The 10,621-nt window shown below is 69.4% G+C and carries 10 protein-coding genes and 1 pseudogene; 6 read left to right on the top strand and 5 right to left on the bottom strand.

The genetic code is table 11. The annotated features are described in order from the left end of the window. Positions 1–1,813, top strand: a 1,813-nt coding sequence (locus KUM32_RS23270; RefSeq protein WP_254405998.1) for a transcriptional regulator, incomplete at its 5' end; no start/stop codon positions are given. Positions 1,814–1,819: 6 nt separating this feature from the next. Further along, the gene (locus KUM32_RS23265) at positions 1,820–2,377 is read left to right on the top strand and encodes an XRE family transcriptional regulator (protein ID WP_217143881.1); all 558 of its coding nucleotides are present in this window, start codon (positions 1,820–1,822) and stop codon (positions 2,375–2,377) included. A gap of 7 nt (positions 2,378–2,384) precedes the next feature. On the opposite strand, the gene KUM32_RS23260 is transcribed toward KUM32_RS23265, so the two are convergent. Together KUM32_RS23260 and KUM32_RS23255 are read right to left on the bottom strand one after the other, a co-directional pair. Beyond that, complete coding sequence (locus KUM32_RS23260) at positions 2,385–3,386, bottom strand: MerR family transcriptional regulator (RefSeq protein ID WP_217143880.1); 1,002 nt, start codon at positions 3,384–3,386, stop codon at positions 2,385–2,387. Between the two features lie 3 nt (positions 3,387–3,389). Next, entirely contained in the window at positions 3,390–4,040 is a 651-nt protein-coding gene (locus KUM32_RS23255) for a HEAT repeat domain-containing protein (RefSeq protein WP_217143879.1), read from the bottom strand. Positions 4,041–4,571: 531 nt separating this feature from the next. Here KUM32_RS23255 and KUM32_RS23250 point away from each other — a divergent pair. Together KUM32_RS23250 and KUM32_RS23245 are read left to right on the top strand one after the other, a co-directional pair. Beyond that, complete coding sequence (locus KUM32_RS23250) at positions 4,572–5,057, top strand: helix-turn-helix domain-containing protein (protein WP_217143878.1); 486 nt, start codon at positions 4,572–4,574, stop codon at positions 5,055–5,057. A 2-nt stretch (positions 5,058–5,059) separates the two neighbouring features. Continuing rightward, entirely contained in the window at positions 5,060–5,377 is a 318-nt protein-coding gene (locus KUM32_RS23245; RefSeq protein WP_217143877.1) for a hypothetical protein, read from the top strand. A 220-nt stretch (positions 5,378–5,597) separates the two neighbouring features. On the opposite strand, the gene KUM32_RS23240 is transcribed toward KUM32_RS23245, so the two are convergent. Continuing rightward, positions 5,598–6,395: a hypothetical protein gene (locus KUM32_RS23240; protein WP_217143876.1), complete on the bottom strand. Its 798-nt coding sequence runs from the start codon at positions 6,393–6,395 to the stop codon at positions 5,598–5,600. A 169-nt stretch (positions 6,396–6,564) separates the two neighbouring features. Between KUM32_RS23240 and KUM32_RS23235 the strand changes: the two are divergent. After that, a pseudogene (locus KUM32_RS23235) lies at positions 6,565–6,699 on the top strand (FAD-dependent monooxygenase); the annotation flags it as partial. A 982-nt stretch (positions 6,700–7,681) separates the two neighbouring features. Continuing rightward, positions 7,682–8,041 (top strand): hypothetical protein, encoded by a 360-nt coding sequence (locus tag KUM32_RS23230; protein ID WP_217143875.1) that lies wholly within the window; start codon positions 7,682–7,684, stop codon positions 8,039–8,041. Positions 8,042–8,629: 588 nt separating this feature from the next. On the opposite strand, the gene KUM32_RS23225 is transcribed toward KUM32_RS23230, so the two are convergent. Together KUM32_RS23225 and KUM32_RS23220 are read right to left on the bottom strand one after the other, a co-directional pair. Continuing rightward, entirely contained in the window at positions 8,630–9,109 is a 480-nt protein-coding gene (locus KUM32_RS23225; protein WP_217143874.1) for a helix-turn-helix domain-containing protein, read from the bottom strand. After that, positions 9,106–9,603, bottom strand: coding sequence for a replication/maintenance protein RepL (locus KUM32_RS23220; RefSeq protein WP_308408703.1), 498 nt, complete (start codon positions 9,601–9,603; stop codon positions 9,106–9,108). The genes KUM32_RS23225 and KUM32_RS23220 overlap by 4 nt, the downstream gene beginning before the upstream one ends. Positions 9,604–10,621 lie beyond the last annotated feature (1,018 nt).

Here is a 10,621-nt window from a genome sequence, read left to right as displayed (position 1 = left end):
GCCCAGCGCCCCCACCCCGAAGCGCACCACCCCGAAACCGACCACCCCCGCGCCCAGGTCCAGGTCCACCGCCCCCACCCCGGACCAGCGCTTCGAGAACGGCCCGCTCGCCGTCGTCGACGTCGAGGACGGCCAGACCCTGGCGTACTGCGTCGGCGGCCTGATCCTGGACGTACCCGCCAAGTCCCTCCCCGCGCTGGTGGAATGGACCCTGTCCGAAGCCGGACTCGGCCAGACCCGCCTGCACCGCAACGGCCGCGACGCCGACCCCCTCCTCGTCCTCACCCCCGCCGCGCTGGAACGCTACGGCCTCCCCACCGCCCTGTCCGACGAGGAGCGGCGCGCCGGACGGCTCGCGGACGGCCACAAGGCGGTCAGACAACTCACCAAGGCCGACTGGAAACTGACCCGACGCGGGTTCGGACCGTGGGCGAGGATCTACCGCCCGGCCGAGGGAGCGAAGCGCAACTGCGTCCAGCTGTGCATCCCCGCCTGGAACGCCCTGGACGCCCGCGAGTGGGACAACAAGGCCGACCCCCGGCTGCCGACCATGCACCCGGCCGACCTCGCCCGCTACCTGGGCGCGTACGCCGAGCGGGTGATGACGCCCCGCGGTACCGCGGCGGTCACCGGCCTGGAGCTGATGACCGCGCTGCGCCCGCCGACCCGCGCGGAGAAGGACCCGGAGACCGGAGAGTTCACCCGGGCCTTCAACGACGACGCGCTCACCGCCGTGTACGACGTGGTGGAGTGCGAGGTCCCGGACGAACACCCCGTCCTCAAGGGGAAGTTCGCCCGGCACCACCTGCGTACCGCGGCCGAGATGCTGATGGAGGAGCCCTACGACTGGTGCCGTCCGCTCACCGACGAGGAGTGCATGCGGCGGTACCTGGTCGCGATCGACGTCAACATGTCGTTCGCCGCGGCCGCCAACGGGCTCACCGTCGGCCTGAACGGCCCGACCCACCTCACCGGCAACCCGGCCTTCGACCCGGCGCTGCCCGGCTCCTGGCTGGTCGACCTGAGCCACGTCGACCTGTCCCAGGTGCGTGTCGACGGGCGCACCGTCGACGGGAACCGGCTGCCCTCACCGTTCACGCCGAAGGGCGACCGCCCCACCGGCCCCGCCTGGTACGCCACCCCCACCGTCGCCTACGCGGTGGAGCTCGGCTTCGAGGTCGCGCCGATCGAGGCGTACGTCCGCACGCGGACCGGCCGCTACCTGGACGCCTGGTACAAGCGGCTGCGCGACGCGTACGTGGCCACGATGGCCGACCTCGGCGTCACCACCGGCATGGGCGGCAGCGAGTTCCTGGAGGCGATGGCCCGCTCCAAGCAGACCGACCCGACGATGGCGCTGCTGGTGGGCGCGGTCAAGGCGACCGCCAAGGGCGGCATCGGAAAGCTCAGGCAGCGCAACCGGGGCCAGGTGCCGTACTACGAGCCGTGGCCGGCCCTCGCCCGGGAGACGTGGCGCCCCGACATCCGGGCCGCCGTCCTGGCGAACCAGCGCATCGGAGTGCACCGCAAGCTGATGAAGACCGCCGCCGCGGCCGACCTGTACCCGACGGCGATCGGCACCGACGCCGTCGTCTACCCTTCACCGGGCCCGTCCCCGCTGGACATCCTGCCGCACACGCCCGACGGCAAGCCGGTACCGGGCACGTTCCGGCTCGGCGTCTCCCCGGGCATGGTCAAGCACCAGGGCACCCAGACGGTCCTGTGGGCCGAGGAGCTGTACGAGGAGCACGGCGGTGTGTTCAACATCGCCAACCTCATCAAGACCGACCCGGCCGCCGGGGAAGGGGAGTAACCGACGATGGTGGACCCGGTCGGGGACGGCCTGGACCGCTCCCTGGAGGGGGCGTTCACCCGCCCCATCCCCAAGAGCGCCCAGGCCCAGATGAAATACCTGGTCAAGCAGCTCAAAGGCACCAGAGCCGTCGCCCAGCTCCTCGGGGTGTCCCAGCGCACCGTGGAGCGCTACGTCAAGGGCCAGCTCAAACGCCCCCGCCCCGACCTGCGCGAACGCATGGAGCGCGAGGTCAGGAAGCGGTGGCAGCCGCACGTACGGGCGAGGGCCAAGCACAAGGCGTCCACCACCGACGGCCTGGTCCTCTCCACCCGGGCCCGCTTCGGCTTCACCGCCGCCCCCGGCACCACCGACGACGCCCGCGTCCGCGACATCACCCAGGCCCTCACCCCCCAGTGGGCGGACCGCCTCTTCACCGCCCGCGACGCCGGCGCCACCGAGCAACAGCTCCAGCGCATCGCGGCCGAAGGCCTCGCGGAGATGTACTTCCGCAACAACAACACCCGCGCCCACGGCCTCGGTGTGGAGTTCACCGGCATCGAGCGGATCGACATCGACCTGTAGCCCGTACTCAGGCACGCAGCCGCAGAAGGTACACCGCGGTCACCGCGACGGCACGCTCCCCGTCGTGCGACAGCTCCACGAGGGCACGTGACGCGACGGCCCCCGGGATGTCCGCCAGCGCCTGGGTCAGCCGTACCCGTGCGGGCGCTTCGGTACCGGCCCGGCCGAGCCGGTCGACGAGCCCGGTGGCGATCCGGTCCGCCAACCCGGGATCACCCGCCAGCACCCCCAACGCGTCGGCCGCGTCGGTGTCGTTCCTTCCCGCCACGACCATGTCGACGAGCACCGGAACCGCCTCCACCACCCCACGTGTCCCGAGCGCCAGCGCCGCACACCCGCGGACCACCACGTCGGGGTGCGTGAGGGCGTCCCGCAGCCGGGCGGCGGCCTCCTCACCGGGCATCTCGGCGAGGGCCTGCACGGCACGCTCCCGCACCGCGGCCACCGGTGAGCCGAGACCCTCCGCCAGCAGCGCCGTACCGCCCCCGCCCGATCGCGCCAGCGCCCATCGAAGGGCCCCGGCGACGTTCGGCACCGTCTCGCTCAACACCGCCTCGACCAGGGCCTCCACCGGCACCGGAACCTCGTCGACCGAGGAGGAGAGCGCCGCCCGCTGACGCGCGTCGGCGCTCTTCGACGCCAGCGCCTGAAGGAGCGCGACGACGTCGAGGACGTCCTCCCACCCGGCGGGCTCCGCGGCGTCGATCCGGCGAAGCCGCGTCAGCAACTCGGTCTCGGCCGCGATACGGTCGCGTGTCTGACGCACGAGGTCGCCGACGAGCGCCGAGGGCGTGAAGCCGGGATCGTCGAGCGCCCGCCCGACCTCACGCAGCGACAGCCCCAGCGACCGCAGGCTCTCCACATGGAAGATCCGCCGGATGTCCTCGCCGGAGTACTCCCGATAACCGGAGCCCGTACGCCCCGAAGGCCGCACCAGACCCAGCGACTCGTAATGCCGGAGCATGCGGGCACTCACCCCGGACCGTCGCGCCACCTCACCGATCAACACGCCCTATCGTCCCTCGTGACCGGACCCGCCGAGGGCCACGGCCCGCTTCGCCTCCTCGATCGCGAACCCGAACCCGATGTCCGGCTCGCGCAGCAACCGCTCCGTGGCCAGCGCGTGCGCACGCACGAGCCGGTCCGGATCCGCCGCCACAGCCCCCAGCACCGGCACGATCACGTCCCCCAGCGCGACCAGCGCCCGGCTCAGACTCAGCTGCGTCTCCCGCCCACCGCGCCCGAGCTGCGTCGCCAGCACCGCGGCCAGGCCGTGCTCCCCGCCTTCCGGTACGAGCGCGACCGCGGCCCGCCAGGCGCTGCGCGCCACCTCGTCGTCGGCGTCGCACAGGAGCTCCCGTGTGATCGCCGGCCACGCCCGCCGGTCCCCGATCTTTGACAGCGTGTGCAACGCCTGGCTCCGCGCCTGCGCACGCTCCGAGCGCAGTTCACGGAGCAGCTCGGGGAGCGTGACGGACACCGGGTGACGGGTGAGCGCCCAGGTCAGCATGTCGCGCACGAAGAACTCGGGCTCGACCGCACACCGCTCGACGAGCGTGCCGACGAAGCGCGGATCAGGCGTCGTACCCACCGCCAGAGCCGCCCGCAAACGCACGGACGCACGACCGTCCTCCAGCCCCTGGAGCGCTCGCATGGCAGTCATCGTGACCACCTCCTCTCGCAAGCAGTGAAGGCCTTGTCACCGTGTCAAGGTCAAACAGCCCACGCGTGACTGCCTGCCGGTGCACCACGCGACGGCAGCGCGGTCACCCTCGTTCGGCGCGGCGTTGACCCGACCGGGCTCCTGGGTGTGCGGGTAGTACCCGGGGACGACCAGATGGTCGGCGCCGAGGGTCCGGGCGACGAAATCGGCGCAGGCGACCAGCGGCTCCCCCCACCGTTTCCTCCTCGTTCGTGCGAGCACTGCTCAGCGTGTTCCTCAGCCGACGAAAGCCGAACGGAGCGCCTGCGCGAGTACCGCAGGGCCTCCCGAACGGCGGGTTCCTTGGGGTTCCTCCGGTCGCATAGAGAGTGCGCAGCCTCCGCGACGCGGTGACCTGCACAAACACCCATTTGATCGGCACCCTGGGATGCCTATATCGGCATCCTGAGATGCCCATACGTGTCGCCAGTGGTCATGTCGTCAGTGGTCATGTCGGGGAGGTCGGAGACAAGCTCAGGTCAGGGGTCGCGAGTGCCGAATCGGGGGCGGAGCGGACGGAGCCGTGCGCTGGTCAACACCACGACGGGTGAGGTCCACGAGCTGCTGGAACCGGAAGACGAGGACGCCCCCCGCCGGTCCTACGCCTTCGGCGGACGGCACGGGCAGTTCAGCTTCGAACGAATCCTCGCCATGCTCGCGGCTGATTCAGGAATCACCGGTAACGAGTTCCGGCTGTTCTTCTACTGCGGGATCATGACGTACAACGGCAAGGGTGGTGCCACAGCAGTGGAGGCCGCCGACTACCTCGGACTGACCCCACAAGCGACGAGGAGGATGGCGAAGAAGCTCGCCGAGCACAAGATGCTCCTGGTGGCCGACGTGATCGGCCGGACCATCAAGTACCGGGTGACTCCGCACATCGTCTCCAGCCTTCCCGGACGGGAACAGTCCGAAGAGGCAGCCGCCTACCACCTGCCGACCCTGCCGGGCCGTCCGGCGCAGCGACGAAGGGCCTGACCATGGCACGCACCAGCCCATACCCAGAGCTCGAAGCCCTGCAGGCACGCATCAGCGATCTGTCCCACCTCAAGCAGAACATGCTGATGACCTACGCGATCCTGGGCGGCCTGGACAACAGCGTCGAACGCACCGCGGCCGAGCTGGCCGGGCTGATCGGCGTACCCGCACCGCACTTCTCGCGGGCACGCCGCGAGCTGGAGGCGGCCGGCTACCTGGAGTGCACCCACACCATGGGACAGGTGAAGTTCTTCCGGCTCGGTGAAGCAGCCACCGCACGTCAAGTCGTCGTCCCCCTGCTGAACCGGCCGACCGGCTGAGCACTCCCCACATGGGGGCGGTGCGACTCCGGCGCGGGCGACCGCAGCCGTCATACGAACGACCTGCACGACACGCATGGCGGACCTTCGGGACTGTCCAGCCGAGGGCAGCGGTGGCCGAGCACCACAGCCAGACCGGCTTCGGGTCGTGATCGTCCGGCAGGCGCTCGACCTTCAGACGGATCAACGTGCCGTACAGGATGGGCAGTCGGGTCCGCGATCAGTTGTGCTCTTCGTCGATGGTGACGGCGACCCCGTCCTCGACCTGGACGGCGACAGCGACGCTGCCCTTCTTGGCCGCGGCTTCGAGGTCCTTCTCGGTGCAGGGTGTGACGGTCTGCGCGTCACCGCAGATCCAGCCGGCGCCGTTGATGACGGTGTCGGTGGTGGTGACGAACGCACGCTCGTTGCCGTCGCGGCTGAGGGAGTACTTGCCCGGGGCCATGTACCCGAGCGTGCCGGAGAAGAGGCCCGACCTCTCGCCCTCTCCCATACCGTTGCCGCCGCCGTTGCCGCTGTCGGTGTGGTCCTCGATGATGCTGACAGCCACTCCGTCCTTGACGTCGACCGTCGCTCCGAACCCCTTCTTGGCCGCGGCTTCGAGCTCCTCCTCGGTGCACGGTGTGGCGGCCTGGCCGTCCGCGTCACCGCAGATCTTGCCCGCGCCCTCGATGTCGGTGTCCTCGGAGGTGAAGAACGCCTGCTCCGTGCCGTTCGCGTCCGTGACGGTGTACTTGCCGGGGGCGAGGTAGGAGACCGTGCCGGCCCACTTGCCCGACACCATGCCGCTCTTCGAGCCCTTCTCGCCCGACGGGGACTCGCCGCCGGTACCGGTGCCGGTGCCGGTACCACTCCCGCCATCGCCGGACTTCCCCTTGGCGGCCGACTCCGAGGCCGTGGCCCCGGTCGACTTGCTGCCGTCCTCCGTGTCCTCTCCCTGACAGGCGGTCAGCAGCATCGTCGTGGCCACCAGGGCAGCGGCGGCGAGGACGGACTTGCGGCGGCGCGTGCGAAGCATGGTGGGACTCCCCCTGCTGGTGGTGATGTGGCCGGGCCGGACTGGTCATTCCGGCTGGTCTCTGCCTTGTCGATCACCATCCTGAACGGTGCGGCGCCCCCCTGGGAAGCGCGGTTACGGTGTCATGACACTCCTGTCGTGATCACGGGACGCTGCTCCTACGGATCCCGAGCCCATGCGGCACGGCCGCCTCTTTCTCGCCGGTGACACCGCGCACATCGTGCCGCCCACCGGCGCCAAGGGCCTCAACCTCGCCGTCGGCGACGTGATCACCTTCACGCGGGCCCTGTCACGCCGACTGGCACGTTCGCCGGTGCACCCCGCGACAGCACCTCAGACGTCGCTGTCGTCAGCCTCACCAGGACCGTCCACGACGAACGGTCCGAGACGGGGAGCTCGTCCGAGCTGCCCTCGGTCGGTGTCATGACCTACGTTTTGACCCGCCAGGGCGACGACTGGCGCATCGCCCTGGCCCAGACGACACCGGTCCGCTGAGCAGCCGCTGTGCCGACGAGAGCGCGCTTTCCGCAAAAGCCATGCCGTTCGAGAACCCGACCCGTCAGCGTTCTCCAACGACATGGCGACTCCGCAGGTCGAAAGCCCGTCGTCTGACGGATGCCTTGCGACAGGACAAGCCGGAACACGATGGTTCGAATCTGTCCACCGGGACTGGCACCGTCATCGGCTCGGCGGCCAGAGAGCCTCCGTCCAGCGGCTCCCGCCCAGGCCAAACCCTGCGGGGATGCAATCGCAGTGACTCCCGCTCCCAGCGACATTGATCTGGGGTGGGGCGCGTAACCGACTCCCGCTTCCATCGCGGAATGACATCCGTAGAGACCTGCACTGCCACCGCGGCGTTTACGCGTCCCGCGGAGTTCGGGCCGCCTCGCGAGTAGCGTCGGAGAGGCAGGTACCCCCGGTGGGTGCGCGGCCCGGGGCACCCTCACCGCTCTCGGGCCGCGCACCCACCGCGCGCGACGAACCTGCAAACCCGGGGGGTCGACATCCCAGGTGTGCGTCACGATCCTTGTGCCATGGTTTTCCGTTGGCTCCGTCGCCGCAGATCCTCGTCCGATCTCGCCCGGTTGTCGTCCGGCCCGAGACAGGAGGGACGCGGCGCCGGGGAGGCCGCGTGCACCGGGTGCGCCAGGACCGCTCGTGGGACAAAACCCGTGCCGACGTGCCCGGCCTGCGGGACGAAGGACCACGGACTCGTCGAGGGCGCTGTGGCCAGGTCTGTGCTGCGGGATGGGTCCTTTGCCACGCACTGCCGCGGATGCCGGCAGGTGACGTTCGTCTTCGAACCGGACACGGTCTGCTCGGACTGCCTCCGCCTACTGCCCGACCTCAACGAGCGGCTGCGGGAGCGGTTCGGCGTGCATGGGCCCGGGAGCAGCGAGGGACTGCCCTGCATCGGCTGCGGGTTCAAGCAACAGACCCCGGACATGGAGCAGGTCGTGGAGTGCCCGCACTGCGCCGAAGAACTGGGCTTCGCGCAGGACGACTTCCCCCGACAGGGGGCGTTCCTGTCGTGCCCGGGGTGCGGCCGAGCCGTTCGCATCCCACCCACGGTCTGGTGCCCCGACTGTGGCCTCAACTTCCGGAGCGAAGGCATCGCCGACCTGGTCAGGGAAGCCAACGCCTAAGAACGGCTAACACAATGAAGTGATCAGCTCAGGGGGCATGCACAGCGTTCTGCGCCGTCGGTCGGTAGGGTCCAGAGGTCAGCCGTTGAAGAAGATCTACGGCAGAGCAACCGGAGGTAGTCGGCGGCATGCATGGACGACCCAGTCGCCCCTCTCCTGGCTGTGTCACCTTCCGTGGAAGCCGTTGCGGGGTGACCCGTCGAGCCGGCGGGTACGTCCAGGCCGACGTCTGGCTCGCGCACGCCCTGGCCGCGCGCCTCGGGCACTACCGCGATCACGCCGCCCGCGAGGCCGCCGCCGGCCTTCTCACCCAGCCGGTCCGCGCGCACGCCGCGCTGCTCACCGAACTCGCCCGCCTAACCCCGAGCAGCGAGGGATGCAGCATAGCCACCGGGACCGCCGCCGTTTGTTCTGCTGTTCCAGAACAAGCCGGTTCACCTAGTGCTACTGCCAGTACGAGCCGGCCGACGGCTTTGGGGCCGCAGCCCGGCGTTAGGAGGTGTATGCAGCCTGGGCGCATACATCTTCCAGTGCAACGAGAAGGGGCTCCGCACCAAGGGTGCGGAGCCTTCGCTCGTGGAGGGGGAGTCAGCCGGCGAGCCGGAGGGCGGGGCGCGTCTCGGGGGCCGGGGCGTCCTCGCCGCCGTCGGGGTCGGGGTTGGGGTCGAAGCCGGTGTCGGTGCGCGCGTCGCTCGCCCGCGGGGGGCGGATCTCCCCCGTGGGGAAGTTCAGCGGCCACACGAAGGTGTCGGGGTCGCTGAGGTGGTTGAGCATGTGGGGGAGCGACTCGTACGCGGCGAAGAGCGGGTGGATGAGCACGCTGCCCTGGCGGTGCCGGCCGTCGAGGAGGCCCTTGTCCTTGAGTTGGCCGATCGCGCGGGAGACCGCGGCCTGGCTGATGTCGAGGCGCTTGGCGACGTCGGCCTGCCGGATCTTGACGAGGCCGCAGGGCTCCTGCCGGGCCTGGAGGATGTCGAAGACGTCGCGCGCCGTGGGGTTCAGCCGGGCGTTCGGCAGGACCTCGAAGGCGTCCGGGTTGCGGAAGCCGGGGATGGGGCTGTCGCTCATCGCTCTGCCTTCCTCACGTTCGGGATGACGATCTCGCGGGCCGTCAGGACCTTCGGGCCCAGCTTGTTGACCAGGTCGCGCTGCTTGTCACTGCCCCAACGGTAGGCGTAGAGGGGGTGCAGCCGGTACATGCCCCTGCTCTCCTTCCAGGCGAAGTTCTGCCGGGAGAGCTCGCCGATGGAGCGGGAGACCTTCGACTGCGAGCAGCCGAACTTCTCCGCCAGGCCGCGCTGGGTCATTTTCACCATGGCCTGGTCGTCGTGGTGGACCGACATGTGGTCCAGCACGTTCCTCGCCATGGCGGAGAAGCCGAACTTCCACAGCTGGTCCTGGATCCGCTGGGACATGCTCAGGTGGATCCGGCCATAGAAGGCGTAGGGCTTCGGGTCGCCCTTGGTGGAGAAGGTGCCGCCCTTCCTTGCCAGCTCCTCCAGCCTCTTGAGCAGGTCCTTCGCTGACTCTAGACCGTCGAAGTCGTCGGGCTTCTGCGGCACCGTTGCCGGGCGTACGGCCCTGGCGCCGGCGGTTGCGCTACGCCTCTGGGACTGGGCCACTGGCCCTCCTTACGAAGATCATCGAGGCGCATAACATACCAGTGGTGACATGTTATTCAGGGAACGATGCATCAAGGCGGCGTGTCCCTTGCCTCGACCCCTTGATGCAGCTATGTGCATACAACTCAGACCCCGGTGGCGCGTTGTATGCGGCCAGGGTGCATACAACTTCCGCGTTTCCGCAGGTCAGAGCGTTGCGCCTTCTATAATCTTTAAGAGCGACCACGCTGCGGCAGCAACTCGCCCCCCGTCAGCGACGTCACCGATACCTTGCTCGCGGCCACGGCAGGAACGGGCATCTCGGCGTCGACAACCACTGTGCTGCGGGAGGCCCAGCGGCTCTTGGCTGAGCTCGCTTCGCGTACGGCGCCACGCCCTCGTGCGGGTCGTGGACAGCGTCAGTGGCTCTGAGTCTCGGGTGGTGGCGGCCGTCACGATCAAAGCCAGGAAGCGTGGCTGACGCCGGTGGCGGTTCCGCCGCCCGGCCCTGGGGGCCGTTCGGCTCCGGTACCTTCGCACGCCGAAATTCTGGCTTTCCGATATCTGAGGTACCGTTCTGTAGCTCGGGCCCGAGACTTCCCGATTCGGCATTCCTTGCGTGAGTTGGTGGGCCGAAATTCCGACGTTGACCCTCTTCTAAAATCCGCGCCCCGCCCGGATCGGTTGGGGGGTGTCCTGTCAGGGGTCAGCGGATCTGTGCAGTTGGTGTGTTTCCTGGTCTGTGGTTGCGCTGGTTGGTTGAGCGGTGTGCAGATGCGGTGGTCCTCGATACTGGGTGTCGCTGGTCGGTGAATGTGAGCAGTCGTTATGCTTCTGGCCTGGGGTTGCGCAGTTTGACTGAGTGGCTGGTGGCTGTGTGGGCTCACTGGATCTGTGTAGTGTTCGGGTACGCCAGCCGTCTGACCTGTGGTGTCTTGAGTCCGGTGCCTGGTTGCGCAGGTTGGTTGAGCACTGTGCA

This window comes from Streptomyces sp. AC627_RSS907, from assembly GCF_019049165.1.
This window is presented reverse-complemented; position numbering and strand designations above follow the sequence as displayed.

Excerpts from the sequence above, each read along its gene's own strand:
- KUM32_RS23265 (WP_217143881.1), top strand. The coding sequence starts at position 1,820 with ATGGTGGACCCGGTCGGGGACGGCCTGGACCGCTCCCTGGAGGGGGCG.
- KUM32_RS23255 (WP_217143879.1), bottom strand. The coding sequence starts at position 4,040 with ATGACTGCCATGCGAGCGCTCCAGGGGCTGGAGGACGGTCGTGCGTCC.
- KUM32_RS23245 (WP_217143877.1), top strand. The coding sequence starts at position 5,060 with ATGGCACGCACCAGCCCATACCCAGAGCTCGAAGCCCTGCAGGCACGC.
- KUM32_RS23240 (WP_217143876.1), bottom strand. The coding sequence starts at position 6,395 with ATGCTTCGCACGCGCCGCCGCAAGTCCGTCCTCGCCGCCGCTGCCCTG.
- KUM32_RS23225 (WP_217143874.1), bottom strand. The coding sequence starts at position 9,109 with ATGAGCGACAGCCCCATCCCCGGCTTCCGCAACCCGGACGCCTTCGAG.